Below are 22,899 nucleotides of genomic sequence, written 5' to 3'. Positions count from 1 at the left end.
TCCGGCGGGCGCATCTCAAGCGCCTCCGCGCGTGTGTAGAAGCTGACGAATCGCGGCGTCCAGGCTCAACCCCTGGTGGCGCAGCGCCGTCAGCGCCGCGACATCGCGCGGATGGCTCGAGTAGAGCAATTGGCGGAAGGGGTCGACGATCAAACGTCCGATGCCGGCCCCATGACCCCCGATCACCAGGATTTCCGAATAGACGCCCGGAACCGTGTGTACGGTTTTCAGCAGCTCCGCGCCCCCCTCGGTCAATGGCAGGCGTTTGTCCGCCAGCAGCTGATCGATGGCCTGGGTCGGCTGGGCGAGCAGGAAGGTATGCGCCGAGTTCTCGGCGATCGCCCGTCCGGTCGGGTTGTTGTAGAGGTCGTTCAAGGATTGGGTGACCGTGACGGCCGCCCCCCGGTATTTGCGAAAGCGCCGATAGCCGGTCTCGATGAACCGGGCGACATCGCCCTGCGTGAGCAAGTCCCAAGCCTCGTCGATGATCACCAGCTTCGGCTGCTCGCGCTCGCCGAGATACATGGCTTGCTGAATCTGATAGATCAGTTGCAGCAGCACCACCTGTTGCAGATGCTTGCGGCCTTTCAGCTCTTCGAGTTCCAGCACCACGAAAGCGGCGGCGAATTCGATGGTGTTCGGGCCGTTGAAGTATTGGCCATACTCGCCGGCCGTGGTGAACGGGTAGAGCTGGGTGCTCAGGTCGCTCAGGCGCGCATCGGGCTCGCCGGCCAGGGTGGCGGCGATGGCGTCGATCGTCATCGTCGGTCCCCGCGCATCCCAAACCGCCTTGAGCACCCGCTTCAAGCCCGACAGGGCGTAGTCATCCAGCCGGCCGGAAGGCGCGATCATGGCCCCCACGAGTCCGGCGATCATGTCGGCTTCCTCGTCCCAATGGACGATCAACTCAAAGGGATTGAGGCACAGGGTCGTCGCCCGCGCGAAGGTCAGAAACTGCCCCTCCAGCGCCTCGCAGAGCTTTTCATAACTGCGCCCGACATCGATCACCCAGCAACGCCCGCCCACCGACAGATGGGTCGAGATCAGTTCGTTGGTCAGAAAGGATTTCCCCGATCCCGACTGCGCGGCGATACAGGCGTTGTAGTTGGAAGCCGAATCGAACAGCGACAGGTTCATCAACTGCCCGCCACGGCTGACCAGGTTGAGCACCGGGGTGCCGGTGCCCTTCCAGTCGCCGAGGACCGGCATCAGGTTGACGCTATGGCTCGCCGTCAGGGTGCGGTAGCGTTGCAGGTCGCGGATCGCCGTGCGATCGGCGCCGAAGGGCAGGCTGTTGAGCAGCAGCGGGAGGGTGAAATAGCGATCCGTGAGCACCTGAAAACCCAGTTCGCGCCAGTAGGTGCGCAGGTTCGAGGCGGCGGCGGAGGCCGCTGTCCGGGTGGAGAACAGCACCAGTCCCAGATGGGCTTTCACCGGGCGATCCCCGGCGTCCAGACGCTCGAACAGCACCCGAAAGCCGCGGGCGCGTTCGCCCAGGCGCGGGAGATAGAGGGCGATCGGCCCGGTCGCCATGTTGGTCGCCCACTGACCCTGGGTCTGCAAGGCCGCGCGTGTCCCCTCCGGCTCTGGGAACAATAGGTTCAGACAGATCAGCAGGTTGTGCGGCACGCCGCGCGTCCCCGAGAAGGGATCGCTCAGATAGCGGGCCGCCAGCCCGAACGACAGTCGATCCGGAAAGCGTTTGACCGAGAGCGTTTGCACCCGGCATTCCCCCAGGGTGACCCCGGTGGCGTCGACTTCGATGGCCTGATCGGGATCCAGAAACTGCTCGCGCAGGATCCGGGTCGGATCGGCCTCGGGCGTGACCCGCTGCCGCCAGCTCGCCTCCGGCCCCCAATTGAGCAGCGTATTCATGAGTCGCACATAGGTCGCGGCGGTCAGCGAGCGCGGTCGCAGACCGATCGTGGCCAGCACCTGTTCGGTACTGGCGCGTCGCTCGATCGCCGCCTGCTGCTCGGCGGCGGTGGGCGAGGCGCCGGCCAGCGGGAGCTTGACCGTCACCAGCGTTTGCACCTCCCGCAAGCGCGTGTCCGCGTGGGGGAGGATCGGTTGTTGGACCCCCGCGCGGAAGAACTGGGTGCGCTCGGCGGTGGCCGCGCGCAACAGCGGCTGTTGCCGTTCGGTGCGCAGCCCATTCATCGCGGCCAGCGTGCCCTCGATGTCGGGCGAAGCCCAGAGGATGACCTGCATCAGGGTGTCGTTCGGCCAGTCCTGATTGACCAGGACCGACAACCGATCCGCCTGTCCCTGGTCGGCGCCCGCCATCGGCTGACAGATCCAGCCGAACGCCAGACTTTGATCGTCGAGCAGAAAGAGCCCCTGCTGGGGATCGTAGGCGAGCGCGGAAAAGAGTGGCGCGGCCCGTTCGCCGCGAAACTGACGTTCCTTCATGTCGGGGTCTCCTCGTCAGGCGCCGGGGCGGGCGTCACGACGGCGCGCAACTGCAACAACGGCGGTGCGATCGAGAGGAGCCGGGCGCGGCGGCTCGTGAGCAGCTCGCGGGCACGCGCGGGATGGCAGGGTTGCAGCAAGCGGCGCTCGGCATCGCACACCAGGACGCGCGAACGTCCCTGCACGGCCTCCAGGGCCTGCTGGAACAGGCGGTCTCGGGCGGCTAGCGAGAGGCTGCCGAGTGAGACAAACAGGGCTTTCGGGACCGAAAGATAATGACGTGGTTCGCACGGCGGTGGCAGCGTGGGCATCGCGATGACTGGCCTCGGCAAGGGGGTGGGCAGTTGCCTGCCCGATCTCGGCCAGCGGCCGGTGACGCAAATGAATGCGCAGGAGAGGTGATCGCGCGCGCCTTAGGCCAGCGGTAAGGTGGCGGTAAACAAGGTATTGATGACGTTCGGCGCCACCAGCATCCCGACCCCGGCGGCCACACCCACCACGAACCCCATGATCGACTGGCGCATGACGCCGGCGACCAGGCCGACCAGGATGAAGGACACGGCAATGATTTTGCCGAGCAGGCCGGTCATCCAGCCCGTGATCAGGGTGTAGACCACTTGAAATTCGGTGCCGGTGGTGTCGCCGGTGCCCTCGCCGGCGAACGCCAGCATGGGGGCCAGGGCGACGGCCACGAGCAGCAGGCGCCCGGCCAGGTGGAGGGCACGGGGAGGAGGGGGGTTCAACATGAGGACTCCGTGGATTGGGCTATGAAACAGGGGAGGGGTGAGGAGAACACCGTTAGGGACGACGGTGGGCGTTGTTCGGTGGCGAAGCGGCCGGGGCGCTCGGGGAGTCGCTGGCCCGGGCGCGCGGCTCCATCTGCAAGGGTTTCAGCCACGCCTGACTGAAGCGATCCGGGCCAGCGGCCAGCGTCCAGGTCTTGGGTGTGATTTCGGTGAAGACATACCCGCTGGCGTGCAGATCGGATTGGCGGTCTTCCCAGGGCGCGAACCAGATACGCATCACCTGGGCCGGCATCCGTAGGGGAATCGGATCGCGCGAGCGCGGGAGCAGCAGGTCTTCAGTCTCGCCAAGCGTGCTGATGTGGGTGTCGTCGGCGATACGGGGAGTCACGGCCGGCTCGCGCGGCCTGGAGGCCGGGGCGCTGGGGCGAGGCGTGCCGTAACCGAACAGCGGTTCGTCGCTCGCGTCTCGAACCCGAGGAGCCGCTCCTGTCTGGCGCGCCGCGTCCACCTCGGTAGGCTGGATCGCCTCCGCGCCATTGGTCCGTTCATAGACGCGCGAGGTGGGCAGGCATAAGGGATCGCTGGGATGGCCTTGGCAACCGAAGTGGCGCTCGCCCACGGCCATGGAGCCACACCCGGCGGTGAGGCCCGCCGTGGCGAGGAGCAGCGCCGTGATCGCCAGGACCGGGGCGCGTGCGGAGGACGACCGCGGGCTCATGCCTCGTCTCCGGCGATCCAGGTCAGCAGATCCGCGGGTAGGCCGGGCTGCAGGCGGCCATCGGGGGCGATCAGAAAGGGCACCGTGCTGATGCCCAACAAATGCGCGGTCACCAGGGCGCGCTGGAGCGCCCCTTGCCCGCAGGATTCTTGCGCCGTGGGCACGGTCTCAAGCGTATGCGTCAGCAACGCCTGCGTGGCGGCGGCACGATCGCTGTCGGCCAGGCAGTTGAGGTTGACCGCTGCCGTAATCGAGTCCGCGCCGAGCAGGGCCAGCGGAATGAGGCGAAACCGATAGGGTGTGCGTTGCGCGAGGGACAAGACTTGAATCTGGTCGAGTAGCGTCGCGCAATGGGGGCACATCGGATCGACGAAGACGAGGATCTCGCGGGTGCCATCGCCCACGTCGAGCGCACCCAGGTCGCTGGCGTTGAGCTTCAGGCGACCGATATCGAGGCGTCCCATCAGCCGGTCAGCGTCCGCCAGCGAGTTCAGCCGTTCCCCATGCCACAGATCGATGGCGGGGCCGAGGAAGACATAGCGCCCGTTGGCCGAGACGAAAAAGATCTTCTCGCCCGACTGCATGATCGACACCCCTTGGATAGGGAGACGACGCAAGCCGTCAATACCCTTCATCAGGTCTCCCACCTCCGCCGGGTCGCTCAGGGTGGCGGGCGGCGCGGCGCCGGGCGCATCGGCGCCCGCGCCGGCCAGGGGTAATCCGAGTGCGACCGCCACGGCCAGCGTCGGTGGCGCCCATGCGAGTCGTGTGGTGAGTCTGTTCATCGTGCGGTTCCCGTGAGTCGGTGGTCAGGGTGGTGGGGCCGCGCGCGGCGCTAACGCCGCTGACCACGGGTGCGTCCCGTTTCGATCAGTTGCAGCGCGGTCCCCCGGTTGAGGATCACTTCGATCGCGCGGCCCGCGTCGATCTCGATCACGGGAAAGATGTCCTGGGCCATGTCGAGGTAATACTGGGCCAGTCGGTCGAGTGCCTTGCCCGTCCCACTCAGGGCGGCGGCCTGCGCGGAGTCCTCGGAGAGCACGTCCTGGTAGGCCACCTGATTGCTCGGTGTGGTGCTGATGACCGACACCGGCTGTTTGCCGAAGACCTCGGAGAGACCTTCCAGGAAGGACACCTGCATGGCACGCGCGATGATCTGGCCCTGCTTGGAGACCAGGCGCCCGCGCAGCCCCACCTTGCCGTCCTCGCCCACCGCGTAGCCGTCCACCGGCACCTCGATCACCCCGCCATCGTGGCGCACGCAGGTCATCACTTCGGTGCGCAGAAAGGCGCGTTCGCTGGAGAGTTCGCCGTAACCGGCGACGGTGATGAAACACTCGCGTACATCGGCGCGGAAGCGATTGGGCAGAATCGCGTCGTGCTTCACGCGCAGCAGGGCCGGATAGGGATCGCGCCGGGCTTGCTTGCCGGTCGGTGCGTCCATGCCCGAGAGCAACACCCCGCGCAGAATGCTGCCCGCGGGGATGATGACCTGTGGCGCGGCGCCACTGGCCGCGGCGGTGCCCGCTGGGGTCGGCATGGGTTTGGTGGCGGTCTCTTGACCGACCACCCGAATGGCCGGCGGGGCTCGCGTGGCACGGGGCGCCGTGGCGCTTGGATTGAGCGACGCGCCGACTGGCGTTGGCTGGGTGGCGAACAGCGCCGGATCGTTGATTGCCGGTGGCGTGTCGGGCACGGTTTCCGGGCGTTTGGGCACCGCGGGCACCGGAATGGCCGCCGGGATCGGCGGTGGCGGTGCGGGCGGCAGGGCCTCCCGTTGTGTTTTGAGTCGATCGATCTCCTGCCGCAAGGACGCGAGCTGAGCGGTTTGGCCCTGTTGGCGCTCCTGAACCTGACGATTCACGCTCCCCGCCTCGGCGGTTTTCAATCGCGCCAGATTCGAGGAGGTGTCCGCTAGTTGCCGCTCCAGGCGCGTCAGCCGCTGCGCCAGTCCATCGATCCCGAGCGCGCGGGGATCGACATCCGTCAGCAGCGTACTGGTCATGTGTTCACGCGCCTGTTGGGCGCGCGCGGCGGGCGTGTCCGGTGGTTGGCCGAAGGCCAGGACGACGATCAGGGCCACCCCGCCGAGCACGCTCCCCAAGACCAGCCAGCGGCGCACCCGTGGCGAGAGCCGCTCCCAGGCCGCGGGGGCTTGGATCGGCATCTAACGCTCCCCGCCGGAACGCAGCGAGGGCCGTTCCGGATGGCGTTGCTCGGGGCTTCGCGGGCGAACCGCGACATACAGCTCGACCTGCTCGCCCGGCTCCAGGGACACGCGCGGCCAGGCGGCGACCGCGACTGTCTCGCCCTCCACTGTTGCGTGACAGGCGCGTTCCTCGATCTCCAATGGCGTTTTGGAGGTATTGCGCGCCAGGGCGGTGACGAGCCACATCTCGTGTCCCTCCAGAACCTGTCCGCGGGTGGTCTCCAGACCCAGTTGCGAACAAGTGACGGTTTCCCCACGCTTGGCCTGGCGCAGGCTGTAGCCGCTGGGAATCGCTTCCTGCGCCAGTGCCCGCATGGCTTCGGTGAGGCCCTCGACATAGTCCGACGCCGCGGCGTCCGCGGGGGCGGTGGGAGGCGTGGAGTGCAGGGTCGAGGGTAGGGGATCGCTCAAGAGCAGTTGGATTTCGCGCGGGGGGAGACGCCGAGGCGCCAGGGTCAGCGACAGGGCGTGATGGGGATCGGAGGCATCGCTCACGAACAGCGTGACCGGCGCCTCGCTGGCCGTGGCGACATAAATCGCCGCGCCGTCCACGCTCGTGCTGGCGTCGGATACCGTGCGCACCTGCGGGTTGGGAAAAGGGGTGAGGATGCGATTGAGATGATCGATGGCGATCTCGACGATCAGATTGACGCCGGGCGTGGCGTGGACACGCAAGGGGCCGACTTCGAGATGACTGGGCGTGGCGGAATTCGGCGAGGGGGCCTTGACCGGAACCAACCGTCCGTCCCGCGCGCGACCGAACGCGGTGTCCGGTTCGGTCAGCCGCGCGTTGGGCACGGGCGGCAGCTCAATCCCCACGTCGCTGGGTTGCGCCGCGACGGGACCGACACAGAGCGCCAGGGCGAGTATGCGGACCCATGGCGGCAGGAGTAACGGACACAACGGAGCCTGGCCATCACGCGACATGCGAAACATCCTCCATTCACCTGACGCCGAAGCGGCCAGGGAGCCAATCACTGGGTGGAGCCGTCGGTTGACGGCGCGGGTTGTGCGTCAGGGAAGGGCTCGGGAAGCGGCGGATCGCGGCGTTCCTGGCGCGCTTTCTCGTCTTGATAGGCATCCAGGCGCGTGATCATGGGCCGATAATGACGAAAGGCGATCTGAATCTCATAGGTGCGCGGGCGCGTCACAATGCTGGCGTTCGGGCCGCTGATGATCTGTTTGCCCTGTACCCGCACCAGATCGCCGGTTGACTCGTAGCGAATGACTTCGGGCGAAAACCGCACGCTCACCCGATCCCGTTGCAGCGCCTCGACTTGGGCGTCGATACCCGCCGCCACCTCGCGGCGCAGCGCCGGACTGAGCAGTGGCTCCAGGGTGGCGCGCAGGAACGGCGCGGTGGTGGGGGTGACATTGCCGAGCAGTTCGGTCACGAACAGTCCCCAGGCTTCCTTCACCGCTTGACTGGCGCTCTCGCGGGCGACATTGACCTGGCTTTCCAGGATCGGCGGTACCAGCACCACCGTGCGTTCGGCCTGGAGCAAGGCGGCCAGGGTGAGCAGGTTGGTGGCCAGCAGCGCGAGCAGCATCCAGCGATGGAAGTGGTTTTCCGCCACCAGACGTTGCCAGGTTTGACGAAACAGCGTGAGCGTCATGGCAGGTAGCGCCGAATGAACGGATTGGGCGTGGAGCGATGAGGCATCGGCATCAAACCGAGCCAATACAGCCCATGTAGGGCATAGCCATCGGCGCGGCTTTCGCGAAACCGTCCATACAGGCGCACGGTGATGAGGCCAATCCCAATGAAGATCATCGTTTGATTGATGAGAATGCCAATGACGAGCAGGATGAGAAAGGGCGTGACATCATCGATGCGCCACAGCATCAGATTCGGTGGATCATCGACATGACGGGGCATTTCAACCGTGGCCATTCGTATCGCTCATTCGTTGCCATGACGACACGATGCCGCATTTTGCCGTCGGCGTCAGCCAACAACGGTGAATGGATTGAAGACCGTTCCGCGCACGGTTTTGGGGAGAGGATCAAAGCTGTTTGGGGAGATGACGCATGCTGATTTCAATGAGTATCACCAACCCGGTGACCAGGATAGGGACGCCGGCGGGAGGCTGCGGAAAGGGGAGAAAGACCGCCAGCAGCAGCAAGCCGAAGACCAGCCGCAGGGCCATTTGGCTGGTCTGCCGCACGGCGGGACTGGGATAGTCGAAGCCAAGCTGACGGATGCGCCAGCGCCAGTGTCCGTCCAGAACGCCCCCGACCAAAAGGGCGAGTATGGCTGGCCCCCAGGCGGCGAGCAGCGACAGCCGCTGCAAGGCCAGTTTCACCAACAGCCAGAAGGCGTCCAGGCGATCGTTCAACCACGCCGGGCTGACCCCGTCAAACAGGGCCGAGGCCCCGGCCTGCCCGATGGCGACGTAGCTGGCCGCGACCTGGCCGCTGTCCTCGGCCTGTTGGCGAAACCACAGATCCGCCTGATCCAGGATGGCGGTGGCGGTGCGCTCGCCGAGACTGGCGCGAAACCACTGGCGTTCGAGTCCCAGGGTGAGCTGTAACCAGGGCGTGGGGATGAGGCTGGCGATCCCCATCAGGAGCAGCAGGAACAGGCTGAGCCCGGCGATCAGGGGGGAGCCGTCACCACCCTTGGATCCACTGACGGGACGGGATTCGGCCATGGCGCGCGGTCTCGCGGGTGTCAGCGGTGGGCCGGGGGGCGCGATGGTTTCGGCGCGCCCAGAATCGGCAGCCGTCCCTTGACGATGCGCCCACCCGCGAGCCGCGCGATGTAATGGAGATTGGGCAGCATACCGAGCAACGCGGGCTGGAACAGCTCGCTCACTTCTTCTTTCAGTTGCTCGCCGACATTGCCCGAGTGCGACAGCAGATCCTGTTGCGTCGAGGTGCCCTGGGTGCGGGTGAGCGTTTTCAACCGGGCCTTGGGCAGGCTGGCGGTGACATACTCCTGGGTCTCGCCATCGAGCACGCGTAAGGCAATCAGGGTGTTGAGGTTGCTCAAGACCTGGCGCGCCTTGGCCTCGCTGCCGGTGCGGGCGGCGAAGTCGGCGAAGGTCTGGGTGGCGATGGTCAGGCGCAGACCCGCGCCACGGCCTTTGTTTAGAAGCTGAATCAGCGGGTCATTGACGACCTCGGACGCCTCGTCGATGAAGACGTTGACCGGGCGATGATTGGTGCCGTAGTTGTAACGATCCCCGGCGACCGCCGCCAGATCCGCGATCAGGATCGAGCCAATGGCCGCCCCGACCAGGCCGTCCGAAAGTGAATCCAAGCCGATGTAGGCCACCTGGGCGCGCTCGACGAGGCTGGCCATGGCGGTGATGGGGCGCGCATCCAGCGGATCGTCGCTGTCGGGTGAGAGCAGGGGGCCGAGCGAGCCGGCGGTCAGCATGTTGAGGATCGGAAACAGGCTCGCGACCATCTTGGAGAAATGCACCCGGTCGTGCTGAAACAGCGAGACCAGCCCCTCGATGACGGTCGATGGGTGTTCGGCGCGCACCTGCTCCTGGTAGAAGCGCACCAGGCCGCCGGCGCGCGCCGGGGTGTCGCGCGCCTTGCCGAGGAAGCGGGCCGCCGGCCCCTCCCAGCCCGGGATCCGTTCGTCGAAGTAGCGGGTGAGCACGCGCACCACCAGCGTCTCGACGCCGCCTTCGAGGTAGCGGCGCAGGTTCACCAGGTTGGGCCGTTCCCCGGCGGCCAGCACCCCACCGATCACATGCGAGAGCGCCATCTGCGAAAAGCTCTTGAAGGGGTCGTTGCCGCTGACGCTCGGCATGATGGCGGCGATGCGACTGGCGATCTCGGTGGCGCGGTTGAACGAATAGAGCGGATCGATGCGGTGGCTGCGATCCGGAAAAGCGGGGTGAAAACTCACGAAGCGTTCCGGCTGGCCGGTGCGCACGCACGCCTGACGCGCGGAGTGCTGGAGATCCTGATCGCCCTTGGGGTCGATGATGACCACTGCCTCGCCGCGCAGCACCGCCTGGGTGACCAGCAGATCGAGCAGGCGCGTCTTGCCCGCCCCGGTGGTGCCGACGATCAGGATATGCCCGGCGCTGTGCTCTACCGGCAGCCAGACCGGCGTTTCGCGGGCCGCCAGTCCATGCAGCCAGTGGGCACCGAGTTGCGATTGGGCACGCACGAAGCGTTCGGGACCGGCGCGGATCAGATCCAGCGACAGTTGGGCGTGGGTGCTGTTCCAGTCGAAGCCCCAGCCAAACCAAATGTCGTCGCGATGGCGGCGACACTGCTCGGCCAGTTGTGCCGGGTCCATGAACGCCAGCGGCTGTCCGGCCAGCTTGGCCTGGCGGTGATGGTGGCGCATCGCGGGCAGGAGCCAGCGCAGTCCGAGCGGGATCGATAGGGCGGCGAGTACCTGGAACGGCGCTTGATGCAAGGGCCAGAGGCGATGCAGGCTGGCCGCCAGCAACCCGATGGTCAGCCAGCCGACGAGGGCCGCCATCTCGAAGTTGGGACGCCAGGGCGGATTATAGGCCAAGAGTGAAGCGGCCTTTGGTGACCGGACCGGCGCCCGGCACGCGTTCCAGCGCCCGGCTGAGTGCCGTCTCCGAGATCCCGGCGCGTTTGGCGCCGTCGAGGATCGGCCCGGTCAGCGCGACCGACAGCGCCTGGGCGCTTTGGGTGATCGGACCGAGCGTCGGGTCGTGTGCCAGCAGACGCTCACGGATGCCCCGCGCGTAGGCGCTGGCGACGGTACCGGGAGAGGCGTCGCCAGGAGGCCTCGCGGGCGGACTCAGCACGGGTGTCGCGGCCGGATCCGAGGCCGCCGTGACGACCGGGTTGAGGGCCGACAGCGACGGGCTCACCGCCGTTTCCGCCAGCCCCAGGGCGAGCAGATGGCGCGACACTTCCCGCGTGAGCCACACCCCGGACACGCCCTCATGCGCCCGGACAGCGAGCATCGGTTTGAGCGGATCGCGCGCGATCCACTGGCGGGCATCCAGATCCGCCAACACCGCCGCAGGCGGCGCGTCGAGCCCCGTGAGCGCCTGGGGATAGGGGAGAAAGACCTGGCCCTTGATCGCGCAGGGGTGCGCATCCAGCGTGAGACGTCCCTGGGTGAGCGCGGCACTCAGCTGCATCAGCGCCGGACCCGCGGGCGCCTGCCGCGTCAACCAGTCGCGTGCGGTGTCGGCGGGTGAGGTCGGGAGCGGAGCCGGCACTGGCGGAGTGCTGGCCTCGACCGGGGCCGCTGCGGTGCCGGGGGCGTCTTGCGGGATCCCTTCCGACGGACCCCGGTCGGCGTCAGGGGGCGTGGTGGCGACCGCCATCATCCCTGTGGCGCCGTCGCTGGCGTCCACTACGCTCAGCGCGGGCGCGCTGGCACGGTGCAGCAATGGCGTTGGCGCGGGCACCACGCCAGAGAACAACAGCTCGGGCGAGGACAGGCGTAGAAACGACAATTCAACCGGATGGTCACGGTCGCGAGCCAACAGGGCGGGGGCCAGACGCCAGTAGCGCGCCGGGTGTTCCTGCCCGGCGATCTGGCGCGGCACCGCCAGGTGGTGATCGATCAGAATCTCGGCCAGGGTGTCGGGATCCCGCGGAATACCGGGGATCCGGGCGTCCGTGAGTCGTTGGACCAGGGTCGGGGCACAATCCGACCAGACCAGATGCAGTCCGTGCGGGTGGAACAGCCAGAGCTGCGCGCCCGGCACATTCACCGTCCAGGTTCCCTCGCGCAGCAGCGAGCGCATGGTGTCGATGAGGTAGCGTTCGATCGGCACCCCGAGCGAGAGCGCCTCCGGATCGATGCGATTCTCGCGCAGATCCTGGGCCACGCTGGCACGGTCGGCCTCGTGCATCAGCTGATACAGCAGGGTCTGGGTATCGCTGCCCGCCAGCACCCGGCCCAGGGTGTGCCAGACCATGGGGTCGGGATCCATCAGCCATTTGCGCACGGCGGGCGTGAGCAGTTGATGGAACACCGAGGCGGTGAAGACCTCGTGCCCGTGGTGCAGGCGCCGCGGATTCCAGCGCAGGAAATAGTGATCGACCCCCTGGCGGTTGGCCCAGGCGACGAGGCTCTCATCCACGGGTTGCCAGCGACTGGTCCCCGCGCGGTCGACGACCGCGACATCGGTGACCGGCTTGCCGACATCGTGCAGCAGCCCCACGATGAAAGCCGCCAGATGCCATCGCGGTTCCAGGATCCGCCGTTCCTCGGGCCGCCGGTCGAGGGCGAACAGCTTGCCCCGGCTAGCGCGAGCGGCCTGGAAAGCGGTTTCCAGGCCATGGCGAAACAAGCCCCCGGCGCCGCGATGGTGATGCGTTTCCGACGCCGGCAACAGATGTACGAAGGCGGCATAGTGTTCGAGCAACGGCACGATCAGGGTCTGGTAATCCGCGTCGGTCAAGGCCAGTGCATCCTGCAGCGTCGCGATGAGATCGCGTTGGGTTTCCAGGATCTGGATCGAACTGGCCACGGGCAGCCCTTTGAGAAACGGCGGATAACGAGGAATCTCGGGGGCGATATCCACAGAAAGTCGCGTGATCGATCTTTCGTCCATGGTCGGCGTGAGAAGGCCGGCCCCGCGAAAGGCCGACCAGGCCGCCTGGCAGCGGGCGAGCAATCTTGGCATGCAGCAGACGGCGTGGGCGACGCGCATGAATCAGCGCAGCGGCGATTGCATCACCCTTTCGCGACGACGGATAGGATGAACGGTGAATCCATGACCGGACCGTTCCTTCGCGCGGGCCAACCGGTCTTTCATTCACCGTTGCGGGCGGATCTTCTCCACCATCCTGGCTATGATCGGGCGCTTCCTTTCATTCCAGGATTGAATGGCGATGGTGGCCCTCCGTCTCTTGCCTGTACTTGTGTTGATGTCCGCCGTCTTGACCGGGGGTTGTACCTCGACCCCGGAACCGCCCACGGATGCGATCACGCCCGCCCGTCTGCCCTTTCCAGGCTATGTGATCAGTCCGTCCTCTGAAAGCCTGGGCGGTGCCGCCTGGCGTGGCGGTCAGGCCGTGCATGCGCTGCGCCTGGATGGTCAATCGTGCGGGGTGGACTTCGAGGGACGGGTGCGCTGCTGGCGGATACCTGATCCGTCGCCGATCGTCACGCCCGTTGCGCCCTCCCTGCCAACGGCATCGACGGGATGGCTCGCGAGGGCCACCGCGCCGGGAGTAGAGCCGTAAGGCAGGAACGCGCGTTCGTGGCCCGCGATGGCGAGACACTCGCCTGTGTATTCGTGCCACTGGGCGTGAACCGCGAACGGATTCGGTTAAACGGTCGTGGCCGCGGCTTACGTCTCTCCGCCCGCTCAATCATGTCCCTCGCTAACGCGGTGACGACCGATCGTCACGAGGCATCCTGGCTGGCCTGCAGCTGCTCCAGATCAGCCAGGGCCTGCGGCTTGTGTTGCGCGCTGCGTTCGCGCTCGGTGGCGATCACCGTCTCGTTCGGTCGCTCCGCGTCATTGGCGTGTCCTTGGCGCCCGTGGATCGCCTCACGCAGCGCGCGCCACCGCTGGCGCCGCGCCGCCTCCTCGTCGATCGGTAACGCCACCACCTGCCCGGATCGCGGTCCAGCGATCCGCACGGCCGAGCCTGGGAGGTCCGGAGCCGGCAGAAAGGAACGCGCCTGCGTGAGCGAGAGTCGCCCCGCCTCCAGGGCCGCCTGCACCGCGAGCACCCGTCGCTCGCCATCCCAGCCGAGCGAGAGCTGCCAGCGTGGGCGCTGGCCCTGGATCCGCCGCTCGGTCACCACGCGTTCGTAGGCGGCTTTGAAAGCCATCCGGGCACCCACTTTATCGCCGATCTCCCACACGGGCGCCGCCGCCGCGGACGCCAGCAGGATCTCGTCGGTCACGCAGACCGTCGCGGCTTCGTCGAAGGTCTCCAGACCCAGCGCCCAGGCCTCGTCCGCGCTGGGGCGGCCACCGACCGCGCGCTCGAGCACGACGAGGACATCGGACGGTTGAGGGAAATAACGCCCCCGTGCCCCGTCCAGCAGATGCTGGTCCAGGGCCTCGCGCAGCGTCGCCAGATCCAGCTTGGTTTCCAGCAAGCGCCACCAGGTGGTTTTGACCCGCACCGATACCAACCGCCCATAGTGATCACCGAGGTCGTCGAGCAGCTTGGAGAAGGCGTCGCGATCCTTATCGAACAACATGGAATTCACCCTCCAGGGTGTCGGATTGACCGCCCTTGAGAAACGCCTCCAGTTCCGTGTCGGCTTGCCGTTGGCCCGTAGCCAGGTCGAGGAACTGCTCGACATGCGCGCCGTCGCGGCAAATCAGGCTCAGGTCGTTGAAGGGCCGGTGGCGATCGTTCTGGCCCTGATGCCAGGCCGATCCCTTGCAGCCATCAACGGCGCTCAGGAGATCCTCCACGCTGTAGCCATCCTTAAGCCGCGCGGCAATGGCGGCCCGGCGTTTCGTATCCAGCTTGGCTCGGGGCTTGTTCATCGCCTGCTGCCAGTGCGTGAAGATGTGTTGAACCAGGTCCGGGCACGGGGTTGGTAAGAGCGACAAATCAACGTTGGGCTGGCGTCCCAACTCCGGGATGGGTGGATTGGGAGTCGCTGGCCTGGCCGTCACCGGATCGGGATCACTGATCGCCACATCAGGCACGACCGCGCCAGGTCGATCGCCGATCGACAAGTGCGTTAGCACTTCTTTTTCTTTCCGGATACCGGATACCGGAGGTGTGTCGGGTTTAGCTGACCCTTTTGAAAAACGCAGGTGCCGGGTTCTGTCGTTGAGGGGCGGTTCCGCCACGCCATGACTGGCCTCCGAGCTGTCGGGATGGGTCTGCCGGGTTTGTGCCGGGTTTGTGCCGGGTTTATTGTTCGCGGAATCATCCCTGGTGGCCAGGCACATGAAAAAAATGAGCTTTTTCGGCTGAGCTCGGTTTGAAACCAGGCCGGCTTTTTCCATCCGTTGGGCCAGGCGGCGGAGTTTTGACTTGGCCGGCGTCCCCGTCTTCTCCAGTCCCTGTCCAGGCTCGACGTACATCTCCTCTTGCAGCGACTGCCAGGAGATTCCACGCATAATCCCCACCAACCCGGTTCGATAGTCCATGAACTTCCTCAACACGAGGTAGAACTGCCAGATGTCGGCGATCTGGCCCGTGAGTCTTGACAGTTCGCTATCATTGAGCCGGATGGACATGGCGCTGAGCCGAGATCCGGAGAGGAACTTCGGCGGTCATGGCCCATTGTTCCGCCTCTGACACAGACCAGACGGGGGCGCGAGAATCACGTTTGACGGCGATTTTCCAGGACGCGAGGGGCGGCCAATCGGCATCGCTCTCGGGGGCTCCGTACCAAGCCAAACGCCCTTGTCGGGAGCGAAGAGGGATGGGGGCTTGGTCGCTCACGAGTACACGTCATGCGCCTGCAGGGACGCATCGACCAAGGTCGCCACGACCTCCAGGAGATAAACGGTGGACCACAGGCTACCCGACTGTTCACCTCGGTAGTCCATGGCCACCAGACGGGTGGTCGCGCACGCCGAGACCAGCATGGCGGAGGCCAATTCGAGCGTATCGCTGACCGGAACGCCGGCGCGCACGGTCAAGAGGCCGACGAGTTCCGATTGACCAGAAGGACGCACGGTAAACGTCGGCGGACCCATCGTCGAGCGGTCGGTAGAGGACGCCCCGACATGCCGGTTTTCCACATCTGGGGGGAACCGGGTTGCATCGGTATCCATTGGGAACGTCCTGGAACCGTCGGTCTCCGAGCGGTCGGGATGGCTCTGTGGCGGATGTGCCGGGTGAATCTTGGCTTCAGCCTGGCCGCTCATGCGGCTTCCTCCGCGAACAGTTCCATCCGCGCCCCTGGAATATCCCCGGTCAAGCTCGGCTGGCGTGTCGCATCTGTCGACGGGCCGCCGCGCCCACGAGGAGCGATGCCGGCCGTGCACCGGTGGCTTGGAACATCCACAAGGCGGGCGCCTTGTTGGGTCGGCGTGATACCGGCGTCGACCGGGTCAGGCCACTGTCCACCTGAACGTCTGGTGGTTTGGTTCGGCGTATCCATTCGATCCTCCATGAGGAATTACGGTTATCAGTCGGGGTTTGTGCGCTTTTTTCCGCGGTCGAATCAACTTGGATCGATTCGCGTCCGACCAAAAATATCGGGGCGCAAGTCGTAGCGCGACACGCCCGTGGCGTCCTCGATGAGCCGGCAATAGACGGGGGACACCCGCCCGTTGCGCCGCGTCAACCACTGGGAGACCATTTGTTGCGAGGCCCCAATCTGTCGAGCGAGCGCGGCCTGGCTCCCCGCGATGGCGATGGCTTGTTCAAGAAATGCTTTCATGCGAAGAGGCTACAGTATTAATTGTTAATCAACAACAATAAAAACTGTTGCTTTTCCGGAAAACATTGCTATGTTGATCATGTCAGTTTCTCCGCCGATGCCACCGAGAAACGGTCTATCAGGCGCCTCCAATCGCTCACTTAAGCGTCTCAACACAGGGCATTCATGATCATGGATACTTTTGGCGCACGCGTGAAGGTCGAGCGCAAGGCGCGGGGATTATCCCAAGCGGCGCTAGGAAAACTGGCGGGCGACCTGTCACAGCAGTCCATTCACCAGATCGAGACGAACGGGACCAGCGATACGCGCCATGCCGTGGCGATTGCGCAAGCCCTCCACGTCCGTGCCGAATGGCTCAAGACCGGGCACGGCCCAAAATCACAACTCGCTTGGGAAATGTTGATTGATGTCAGCGACCTGCCGACGGACGCACAGGCCGCCATGCGGGCGTTAGCCACCGCCTTAGCGGGCGGGCAACTCTCCGCACGACGCTTCGTCGCCTTGACACGCGCCGTCCTCGATGACTAACTGAACGCGCCACCATCCCATGCTGGTTGCGGTCTCGATCTCCCATCCGCCATCCGGGCGCTGGCGCGCGCCCAACTCACCGATGGTGGCCTCTGCGTCATCAAGGATGGCGATGGCATCATGATCGAGACCCTTTAGGATTTTCATGCTTCCGTTTCCTAGCGTAGGCGCCAGATTGCAGTCTTGTGACGGATGCGCAATTGACTGGCAAAAAGAAACCACCTTCCTTCTGGCCCTCGAAAAACAATATAAATTGTTGACAAAGAAACAATATTGACAGTATCGTTTCGTGACATTTGAGCTGACCGACGGTTGACGGACGAATGGCTGACACGCGCAATCCTGATCCAACCACGCTCAGCCAACGCGGTCTGATCGACGTCTATCCGAGCGCCATTGAAGGCGTGGTCCAGACCGGCGTGGCCAGGCGCGATCCCGCCATAGTCATTAACCGGATCGACTCCCTGGCGAAGATGTTTGTCTCAGTCGAACTGGGCGCCAGGCTTTTCGCGTCAAGTCCGGGGGTGGCATTCTTTGACTTGCGGCTGCTCCCATATCCAATGGGTGAAAAGTGAGGAGCGTATGTCTTGAGCGATGTGCTAAGCCGGGCCTTGATCATCGTTTGGTCCATAACCCAGTGCAAGCGAAAGGATAGCTGCGGTATTGGCTTGCAAATCAGTTCTTTCGCTGTGACGCCTTGCTCCCGCAGGCCAGGTGGACCAAGCGATGATCGAGGCCCTAAGCCGTCAGGCCAGGCTCGATTGAACAGATTTTCCATGTCTCCGCCGATTCCGGTTTTGCCGCGTGGCTTCAAAATTTATGCGCTGGCTTATGCTCCCCCGCAGTGCGAGCAGGCAAAGCGCGACCCGCTGGCTAAACCGACCGTGAAATCGACGCTCCCCACCTCTGGATCGATGTCGGCTTCGCAGACCTCCCTTGGTGCATGCAGCGCAAGGGCAGCGGCGAACAAAGATGCGGAATCCACGGCAGCGGCCTCCGGGAGTGGACATGTGGACGCGTCCTGTGCGGGCTAGCTCTTGTCCTGCGGGTCGTGAGGACAACCCTTGACCACAATCCCCGCAGCAGATTTGTCAAATTGTCCTCTACTCGGGTGCGCATCACCAGGGTCTGAGTCAAGCCCTAACCCACGGAGATTTTAACAGATGTGTACATTCTCAACCCGCAGGTCGGCATAGTCACAGGCAGACAGATACGCCCATGCAGCGACTCTATCCCCGCAAAGGTGCCGCATCCTATCTTGGCATGTCGGAACGCAGCTTCGATGCCATAGCGGCTCGGAGCTTGCCCTATATCCTGGTCGGAAAAACTGGGAAACGCTTTGACCGCGATGATCTTGATGCGTGGGTCGCTTCGCAGGTTAAAATCAAACCTGCGGGCGCCTCGCAGAGAGGTCGCATATGCAAAATGACCAGAAACCGAAAGGGATTAAACAACGAGGAAATATCTGGTGGGTCGACAAGACCGTCCGGGTCGGTGAGCAACGCATCCAGCTTCGAGAGTCGACTGGATGCCGTGCGCTCACGGACGCGATAGCCTACCTAGAGCGTAGAGAGGAAGAGATTCGCCGTCTTGGAACAACAAGGCAACTAGATAGGTGGGAGATTAACGAGCGGACCTTTGAGGAAGCCTCCGCTGAGTACATCGTCGACCTTGAAAATCGCGGCAAGGATGCAAGTCGTGCATTACAGGATATTCGGCTCGTGATCGGGGTCATCGGGCACCTGCCGCTATCGCACATCCATCAGCGGGCATTGCAGTCATGGATCAATTCTCAGCAGGGTATTAGATCCAGCGGGACTGTAGGCCGCGCTCTGCGCACGGTTGCTACCGTGTTGCACTTCGCCGCCGAGGTGTTGCGGGATGGAAACATTCCGTGGCTCGCAATGGCTCCGCCCAAGCTGCGCAGTCCGGATTGGGGTAGTCGCCAACCCTGCCCCATCTCATGGGAGGAGCAGGATCGATTAATAGAGGTCATGCCCAAGCATCTGATCGGGCCGGTATTGTTTGCGACGGAGACCGGGGCACGTCAAGCGGAGATTACGACGCTTCGCTGGTGCCAGCACCGCCGTTATCCGGGAATCCCGGATCACTCGATTTGGTGGATCCCGCCTGAAGTCAGGAAAGCGAGCAGTAAGAAAGCGGCAAGCCAGCAGGACGGTCGCTATTTGGTTTGCAATCGGGCTGCGCGGATCGTCATCGAGCGACAACGTGGACAGTCGAGCGAATGGGTGTTTTTAAGCCCCAAGCGAGATAGCGGTCTCTACCGAGTCAACAACCATGGCTGGAGGGCTGCGGTGAAGGCGGTCGGGCTGGAAATTCGGTTTCATGACCTTCGTCACACCTTCGGAGAGCGGGCGGCGGACGCAGGGATCCCGCTCGATATCCGCCGTTCGCTGCTCGGTCATGAGCACCGAGATATCACCCTGCATTATTCGAGCCCAGGTCTGGCTCGGTTGCTGGAAGAAGCCGAGCGGGTGGTGCGTCCTGAGGCAAATATAAAATATTAAGAGTGGAGGCCATTAGCTGATTTCGCACATTGTGCGAAAAACGTCGAGCTAGGGTGGTTGGGGTAATCGTAACGGATTGAATTTGGCGCGCCCGACAGGATTCGAACCTGTGACCCCAGCCTTCGGAGGGCTGTACTCTATCCATCTGAGCTACGGGCGCTTTGAAGCGGTGCTGGCCTTCGTTTCCGTTCCGGGACTGAGCGTCCTGGTCGCTTGAGGGTGTCGCGATGGGGGTGAAGGCTAAGCTGGATGATTATGCTGTTTCCCGACCTTCCCGTCAAAGGTCGTCGATGGCTTTCAGTCGATCTCGTTCGTGGACTCTGGTCACGTCCTTGCCTCAGTCGGTTTCCAGCAGGCCCTTGAGCCGGTGGAGATGGCTCAGTCCCCGCGCCTTGCGGTGCTCCGGGTTGTCGCTTCGGGCGCCGTCCCAGTCCAGTTGCTCCTCCGGCAGTTCGCCGAGGAAACGGCTGGGTTCGCTGGGTATCCACTCGCCGTAGCGCTTGCGGCGTCGGGTGAGGGTGAAGGTGAGCGCCTGGCGCGCGCGGGTGATGCCGACGTAAGCGAGCCGGCGCTCTTCCTCGATGCTGTCCTCCTCAATGCTGACGCGGTGCGGGAGCAGCTCCTCCTCCATGCCGACGAGAAAGACATGGGGGAACTCCAGTCCCTTGGCGGCGTGCAGCGTCATGAGATGGACGCGGTCGCCGCCCGCGTCTTCCTCCTGACGATCGAGTACGTCCATGAGGGTGAGATGGCTGACCATGTCGGCGAGCGCCTTGTCCTGGAAGTCGCCCCGGTGCAGCTTGCCGAGCCATTCCAGCAGATCGTTGACGTTGTCGTAGCGCCGTTCGGCCACCGCTTGGCTGGAGGCGTTCTCGCGCAGCCAGACGGAATACTGGATGCGTTCCACCAGCGCCCGCGCGCCGCTCATGGGGTCCGAAACGCTCTGGCCCCTATGCTCGTCGATGAGTTGGGCGAAGGCACCGAGCCGGTCGCGTTGGCGTTGGTTCAGGTGTTCGGCCAGGCCGGGATCCCGGCAGCCGGCGATCAGGCTGATACCGCGCTCGCGGCTGTGGTCGGCGAGTCGTTCCAGCGTGGTCGGGCCGATCTCGCGTCGCGGGGTGTTGACGATGCGCAGAAAGGCGGCGTCGTCCGCCGGGTTGGCGAGCAGGCGCAGGTAGGCCATGACGTCCTTGACCTCGGTGCGCGCGAAGAAGGAGGTGCCGCCGCTCAGGAAGTAGGGGATGTTGTGCTCGCGCAGGGCCTTCTCGAACGGGCGCGCCTGATGGTTGCCCCTGAAAAGAATGGCGATGTCGCCGAAGGCGGTGTCCTCGGCGAACTTGAGATGCAGGATCTCCGAGGCGACGCGCTCGGCCTCGTTGGCCTCGTCCTGGCAGCGCAGCACGCGCGGACGTTCTCCCGGACCCAACTCGCTCCAGAGCCGCTTTTCGAAGACATGGGGGTTGTTGGCGATGAGCGTGTTGGCCAGCGCGAGGATGCGGGCGCTGGAACGGTAGTTCTGCTCCAGCATGATGACCTTGAGGGTCGGATAGTCCGTCTGGAGGCGCGCCAGATTCTCCGGTCGCGCGCCGCGCCAGGCGTAGATGGACTGATCGTCGTCGCCCACCACGGTGAAGGCGCCGCGCTCGCCGGTCAATTGGCGGACCAACTCGTACTGGGCGTTGTTGGTGTCCTGGTACTCGTCGACCAGGAGATAACGGATCCGCCCCCGCCACTCCTCCAGACGATCGGGATGGGCGCGGAAGAGGCGCGTCGGGGCCAGGATGAGATCGTCGAAGTCCACGGCGTTGTAGGCACGCAGGCTGCGCTCGTAATCGAGGTAGAGACCGGCCAGCCGGGTCTCGAAATCGTCTTCCGCCAGTTGCATCGCCCTGGACGGATCGATCAGCTCGTTCTTCCAGCGCGAGATGCGATGCTGGACCGCCGCCGGGCTGAGCGCGTCCGCGTCGGTCCGCCCCCGGATATGCTCCTTCAGCAGCGCCTCCGAGTCCTGGGCGTCGAGCAGCGAGAACCCGGTGCGCAGTCCCGCCGGCTCGGGGTGTCGCCGCAGGATCGTCAGCCCGAGCCTGTGGAAGGTCGAGATCGCCAGCCCCCGGGTCTTGCTCGCCTTCATGTGCTGGCTCACCCGCTCGCGCATCTCGCGGGCGGCCTTGTTGGTGAAGGTCACCGCGCGGATGTGGCGGGGCGGCATGCCGAGATGATCGATCAGGTGCGCGATCTTCTGGGTGATGACGCGGGTCTTTCCCGAGCCGGCCCCGGCGAGCACCAGCAGTGGGCTGTCCGTGTGGCGCACGGCTTCGAGCTGTCGAGGGTTGAGTCCTGCCATCCGCGATACCAAGGTTCATGCAAGGGCTGGAGTATGCCTGACTCGGGGCGCGGACGCCTGGACGAGCAATTCAGGCGGGTTCGTACTACCATTCGGGTCTATTCATCGACGCCTCATGGTGACTTCGTGCTCAGCAGAATCCTCTCTATTCCGGTCCTGGCGCTGTTTCTGGTGACCTCGTACGCGCAAGACGGGGAAACCGACGGCGGCGGCTTCCTGCAGGCCCCCACGGTGGAGCCTTCGCCCGTTACCGGCGAGACGGTGGAGCCCGATATCACCATCACGGAATCCGGCGGCGACGTCGTCTATGAGTATCGGGTGCGTGGCGTGCTTTACATGGTGCGGGTGCAGCCGCAGGTCGGTCCGCCCTATTATCTCTACGATCTCAATGGGGACGGTTTGCTTGACGCGCAGGAGCGTTCCGCGCGGAACACGGCGGTACCCCAGTGGGTGCTGTTCGAGTGGAATTGAGGGGCGAGGCTGAAGTTTGGGGCGCGAAGGGCCTGTCTTTCGCGCTCGGCGAGGCTGGGCGGATGGCCAAGGCCATGGGTCTTAAGGATTCAGGCGCCGAACCCTCTCTCGATGCCGGCTCCCAGGGCGAGTGGCCGCTTGGGCGGGGTCACGAGCCGCGCGGATGACCCAATGGTCACCGGCGGCGGATCGCGGAACCTGACGGCGATCCCCGACCTGTCTTGATGGATCACGACGGCGGGAATGAAGAACCATTCACGTCCCGTCTCGCGCATCTCCAACACGACGGTCGTGCCGATCGGCAGGGTCAGATTCCGGACTTCCAGATACATTCCGCGATCGGACAGACTCCGTCCCCTGGCGCTGAAGAAGCGACGTTTGCGGTACTGGATCTGGACCTCCATCTCCATCGGGTCGAGGGCATGGGGATGGTGCTCTGTCGTCATGGCGTGGTTGCTCCTCGGGCTTGTCTCATTCGCTCGCCATGTTAGGCGCCGATGTTGACGGCCATGTGCCGCCAAGATGACGGAATGATGAAGCTTCAAGGATGTCGCTCAGAGCGGGCGGTCGCGCCGATCTGGCTGGATGCCAGGCTTCAAAATAAAGAACCCCCGAGGCCCTGGGGTATGGACCTCGAGGGAACGCTTCCCGGTCT

The 22,899-nt window shown here is 64.8% G+C and carries 23 protein-coding genes and 1 tRNA gene; 5 read left to right on the top strand and 19 right to left on the bottom strand.

Annotation, left to right across the window (positions count from 1 at the left end; all coding sequences use genetic code 11):
- Positions 1 to 15: 15 nt before the first annotated feature.
- From traC to mobH, 12 genes are all read right to left on the bottom strand, one after another.
- On the bottom strand, positions 16 to 2,412 hold the full coding sequence (gene traC / locus CKO27_RS06640) for a type IV secretion system protein TraC (protein ID WP_200374087.1): 2,397 nt from the start codon (positions 2,410 to 2,412) through the stop codon (positions 16 to 18).
- Positions 2,409 to 2,723: an RRXRR domain-containing protein gene (locus tag CKO27_RS06635; RefSeq protein WP_200374086.1), complete on the bottom strand. Its 315-nt coding sequence runs from the start codon at positions 2,721 to 2,723 to the stop codon at positions 2,409 to 2,411. Before CKO27_RS06635 ends, traC begins: the two co-directional genes overlap by 4 nt.
- Before the next feature lie 102 nt (positions 2,724 to 2,825).
- Entirely contained in the window at positions 2,826 to 3,158 is a 333-nt protein-coding gene (gene traA / locus CKO27_RS06630) for a TraA family conjugative transfer protein (RefSeq protein ID WP_200374085.1), read from the bottom strand.
- Between the two features lie 52 nt (positions 3,159 to 3,210).
- Positions 3,211 to 3,876, bottom strand: coding sequence for a TraV family lipoprotein (locus CKO27_RS06625; RefSeq protein WP_200374084.1), 666 nt, complete (start codon positions 3,874 to 3,876; stop codon positions 3,211 to 3,213).
- Positions 3,873 to 4,661 (bottom strand): thioredoxin domain-containing protein, encoded by a 789-nt coding sequence (locus CKO27_RS06620; RefSeq protein ID WP_200374083.1) that lies wholly within the window; start codon positions 4,659 to 4,661, stop codon positions 3,873 to 3,875. Before CKO27_RS06620 ends, CKO27_RS06625 begins: the two co-directional genes overlap by 4 nt.
- Positions 4,662 to 4,711: 50 nt before the next feature.
- Complete coding sequence (locus tag CKO27_RS06615) at positions 4,712 to 6,043, bottom strand: TraB/TrbI/VirB10 family type IV secretion system protein (protein WP_200374082.1); 1,332 nt, start codon at positions 6,041 to 6,043, stop codon at positions 4,712 to 4,714.
- Positions 6,044 to 7,012 carry a TraK domain-containing protein gene (locus CKO27_RS06610; RefSeq protein WP_200374081.1) on the bottom strand — a complete coding sequence of 323 codons (969 nt, stop codon included), beginning with the start codon at positions 7,010 to 7,012 and terminating at the stop codon, positions 6,044 to 6,046. It abuts the gene before it with no gap.
- Between the two features lie 47 nt (positions 7,013 to 7,059).
- Positions 7,060 to 7,701: a TraE/TraK family type IV conjugative transfer system protein gene (locus CKO27_RS06605; RefSeq protein WP_200374080.1), complete on the bottom strand. Its 642-nt coding sequence runs from the start codon at positions 7,699 to 7,701 to the stop codon at positions 7,060 to 7,062.
- Positions 7,698 to 7,979, bottom strand: coding sequence for a type IV conjugative transfer system protein TraL (traL, locus tag CKO27_RS06600; protein ID WP_200374079.1), 282 nt, complete (start codon positions 7,977 to 7,979; stop codon positions 7,698 to 7,700). The genes CKO27_RS06605 and traL overlap by 4 nt, the downstream gene beginning before the upstream one ends.
- Positions 7,980 to 8,091: 112 nt before the next feature.
- Positions 8,092 to 8,739 (bottom strand): IncC plasmid conjugative DNA transfer DtrJ family protein, encoded by a 648-nt coding sequence (locus CKO27_RS06595; protein ID WP_200374078.1) that lies wholly within the window; start codon positions 8,737 to 8,739, stop codon positions 8,092 to 8,094.
- 20 nt (positions 8,740 to 8,759) lie between these two features.
- Complete coding sequence (gene traD, locus CKO27_RS06590; RefSeq protein WP_476718496.1) at positions 8,760 to 10,577, bottom strand: conjugative transfer system coupling protein TraD; 1,818 nt, start codon at positions 10,575 to 10,577, stop codon at positions 8,760 to 8,762.
- Positions 10,567 to 12,708, bottom strand: a complete 2,142-nt coding sequence (gene mobH, locus CKO27_RS06585) for a MobH family relaxase (protein WP_242470772.1) — start codon at positions 12,706 to 12,708, stop codon at positions 10,567 to 10,569. The genes traD and mobH overlap by 11 nt, the downstream gene beginning before the upstream one ends.
- 181 nt (positions 12,709 to 12,889) lie before the next feature.
- Between mobH and CKO27_RS06580 the strand changes: the two genes are divergently transcribed.
- Complete coding sequence (locus CKO27_RS06580; protein ID WP_200374077.1) at positions 12,890 to 13,243, top strand: hypothetical protein; 354 nt, start codon at positions 12,890 to 12,892, stop codon at positions 13,241 to 13,243.
- Between the two features lie 163 nt (positions 13,244 to 13,406).
- Here the strand turns inward: CKO27_RS06580 and CKO27_RS06575 are convergent, their stop codons facing one another.
- The 4 genes from CKO27_RS06575 to CKO27_RS06560 all read right to left on the bottom strand — a co-directional run bounded on the left by CKO27_RS06575 (position 13,407) and on the right by CKO27_RS06560 (position 16,373).
- Positions 13,407 to 14,219: a hypothetical protein gene (locus CKO27_RS06575; protein ID WP_200374076.1), complete on the bottom strand. Its 813-nt coding sequence runs from the start codon at positions 14,217 to 14,219 to the stop codon at positions 13,407 to 13,409.
- On the bottom strand, positions 14,206 to 15,219 hold the full coding sequence (locus tag CKO27_RS06570) for a hypothetical protein (protein ID WP_200374075.1): 1,014 nt from the start codon (positions 15,217 to 15,219) through the stop codon (positions 14,206 to 14,208). The genes CKO27_RS06575 and CKO27_RS06570 overlap by 14 nt, the downstream gene beginning before the upstream one ends.
- A gap of 204 nt (positions 15,220 to 15,423) precedes the next feature.
- Positions 15,424 to 15,855: a DUF3077 domain-containing protein gene (locus CKO27_RS06565; protein WP_200374074.1), complete on the bottom strand. Its 432-nt coding sequence runs from the start codon at positions 15,853 to 15,855 to the stop codon at positions 15,424 to 15,426.
- 299 nt (positions 15,856 to 16,154) lie between these two features.
- Positions 16,155 to 16,373: a transcriptional regulator gene (locus CKO27_RS06560; protein ID WP_200374073.1), complete on the bottom strand. Its 219-nt coding sequence runs from the start codon at positions 16,371 to 16,373 to the stop codon at positions 16,155 to 16,157.
- A 165-nt stretch (positions 16,374 to 16,538) separates the two neighbouring features.
- Here CKO27_RS06560 and CKO27_RS06555 point away from each other — a divergent pair, with 165 nt between their 5' ends.
- The 3 genes from CKO27_RS06555 (at position 16,539) to CKO27_RS06545 (ending at position 19,429) form a co-directional block, all read left to right on the top strand.
- A complete protein-coding gene (locus CKO27_RS06555) occupies positions 16,539 to 16,901 on the top strand; it encodes a helix-turn-helix domain-containing protein (RefSeq protein ID WP_200374072.1) in 363 nt (120 codons plus the stop codon).
- A gap of 323 nt (positions 16,902 to 17,224) precedes the next feature.
- The gene (locus CKO27_RS06550; protein WP_200374071.1) at positions 17,225 to 17,476 is read left to right on the top strand and encodes a hypothetical protein; all 252 of its coding nucleotides are present in this window, start codon (positions 17,225 to 17,227) and stop codon (positions 17,474 to 17,476) included.
- Positions 17,477 to 18,319: 843 nt separating this feature from the next.
- The gene (locus CKO27_RS06545; RefSeq protein ID WP_200374070.1) at positions 18,320 to 19,429 is read left to right on the top strand and encodes a tyrosine-type recombinase/integrase; all 1,110 of its coding nucleotides are present in this window, start codon (positions 18,320 to 18,322) and stop codon (positions 19,427 to 19,429) included.
- Positions 19,430 to 19,512: 83 nt separating this feature from the next.
- Here the strand turns inward: CKO27_RS06545 and CKO27_RS06540 are convergent.
- Both CKO27_RS06540 and CKO27_RS06535 read right to left on the bottom strand, forming a co-directional pair.
- Positions 19,513 to 19,589: transfer RNA gene (locus tag CKO27_RS06540), tRNA-Arg, on the bottom strand.
- Positions 19,590 to 19,766: 177 nt separating this feature from the next.
- Positions 19,767 to 21,773 (bottom strand): UvrD-helicase domain-containing protein, encoded by a 2,007-nt coding sequence (locus CKO27_RS06535; protein ID WP_200374069.1) that lies wholly within the window; start codon positions 21,771 to 21,773, stop codon positions 19,767 to 19,769.
- Between the two features lie 126 nt (positions 21,774 to 21,899).
- Here CKO27_RS06535 and CKO27_RS06530 point away from each other — a divergent pair, with 126 nt between their 5' ends.
- On the top strand, positions 21,900 to 22,244 hold the full coding sequence (locus CKO27_RS06530) for a DUF2782 domain-containing protein (protein WP_338115916.1): 345 nt from the start codon (positions 21,900 to 21,902) through the stop codon (positions 22,242 to 22,244).
- Between the two features lie 89 nt (positions 22,245 to 22,333).
- Here the strand turns inward: CKO27_RS06530 and CKO27_RS06525 are convergent, their stop codons facing one another.
- Positions 22,334 to 22,690, bottom strand: a complete 357-nt coding sequence (locus CKO27_RS06525; RefSeq protein ID WP_200374067.1) for a PilZ domain-containing protein — start codon at positions 22,688 to 22,690, stop codon at positions 22,334 to 22,336.
- Positions 22,691 to 22,899: the final 209 nt, after the last annotated feature.

The sequence above is a fragment of the Thiocystis violacea genome, from assembly GCF_016583575.1.
Classification (GTDB): domain Bacteria; phylum Pseudomonadota; class Gammaproteobacteria; order Chromatiales; family Chromatiaceae; genus Thiocystis; species Thiocystis violacea.
The sequence above is the reverse complement of the archived record's forward strand: the minus strand, read 5'-3'. Positions and strand labels throughout refer to the sequence as shown.

Coding starts and splice junctions, on each gene's coding strand:
- CKO27_RS06550 (WP_200374071.1), top strand. CDS start 17,225: ATGGCTGACACGCGCAATCCTGATCCAACCACGCTCAGCCAACGCGGT.
- CKO27_RS06625 (WP_200374084.1), bottom strand. CDS start 3,876: ATGAGCCCGCGGTCGTCCTCCGCACGCGCCCCGGTCCTGGCGATCACG.
- CKO27_RS06610 (WP_200374081.1), bottom strand. CDS start 7,012: ATGTCGCGTGATGGCCAGGCTCCGTTGTGTCCGTTACTCCTGCCGCCA.
- CKO27_RS06620 (WP_200374083.1), bottom strand. CDS start 4,661: ATGAACAGACTCACCACACGACTCGCATGGGCGCCACCGACGCTGGCC.
- traC (WP_200374087.1), bottom strand. CDS start 2,412: ATGAAGGAACGTCAGTTTCGCGGCGAACGGGCCGCGCCACTCTTTTCC.
- CKO27_RS06535 (WP_200374069.1), bottom strand. CDS start 21,773: ATGGCAGGACTCAACCCTCGACAGCTCGAAGCCGTGCGCCACACGGAC.
- CKO27_RS06615 (WP_200374082.1), bottom strand. CDS start 6,043: ATGCCGATCCAAGCCCCCGCGGCCTGGGAGCGGCTCTCGCCACGGGTG.
- traL (WP_200374079.1), bottom strand. CDS start 7,979: ATGGCCACGGTTGAAATGCCCCGTCATGTCGATGATCCACCGAATCTG.
- CKO27_RS06560 (WP_200374073.1), bottom strand. CDS start 16,373: ATGAAAGCATTTCTTGAACAAGCCATCGCCATCGCGGGGAGCCAGGCC.
- traA (WP_200374085.1), bottom strand. CDS start 3,158: ATGTTGAACCCCCCTCCTCCCCGTGCCCTCCACCTGGCCGGGCGCCTG.
- mobH (WP_242470772.1), bottom strand. CDS start 12,708: ATGCGCGTCGCCCACGCCGTCTGCTGCATGCCAAGATTGCTCGCCCGC.
- CKO27_RS06605 (WP_200374080.1), bottom strand. CDS start 7,701: ATGACGCTCACGCTGTTTCGTCAAACCTGGCAACGTCTGGTGGCGGAA.
- CKO27_RS06525 (WP_200374067.1), bottom strand. CDS start 22,690: ATGACGACAGAGCACCATCCCCATGCCCTCGACCCGATGGAGATGGAG.
- CKO27_RS06545 (WP_200374070.1), top strand. CDS start 18,320: ATGCAAAATGACCAGAAACCGAAAGGGATTAAACAACGAGGAAATATC.
- CKO27_RS06570 (WP_200374075.1), bottom strand. CDS start 15,219: ATGTCCATCCGGCTCAATGATAGCGAACTGTCAAGACTCACGGGCCAG.
- CKO27_RS06635 (WP_200374086.1), bottom strand. CDS start 2,723: ATGCCCACGCTGCCACCGCCGTGCGAACCACGTCATTATCTTTCGGTC.
- CKO27_RS06595 (WP_200374078.1), bottom strand. CDS start 8,739: ATGGCCGAATCCCGTCCCGTCAGTGGATCCAAGGGTGGTGACGGCTCC.
- CKO27_RS06555 (WP_200374072.1), top strand. CDS start 16,539: ATGATCATGGATACTTTTGGCGCACGCGTGAAGGTCGAGCGCAAGGCG.
- CKO27_RS06580 (WP_200374077.1), top strand. CDS start 12,890: ATGGTGGCCCTCCGTCTCTTGCCTGTACTTGTGTTGATGTCCGCCGTC.
- CKO27_RS06565 (WP_200374074.1), bottom strand. CDS start 15,855: ATGAGCGGCCAGGCTGAAGCCAAGATTCACCCGGCACATCCGCCACAG.
- CKO27_RS06575 (WP_200374076.1), bottom strand. CDS start 14,219: ATGTTGTTCGATAAGGATCGCGACGCCTTCTCCAAGCTGCTCGACGAC.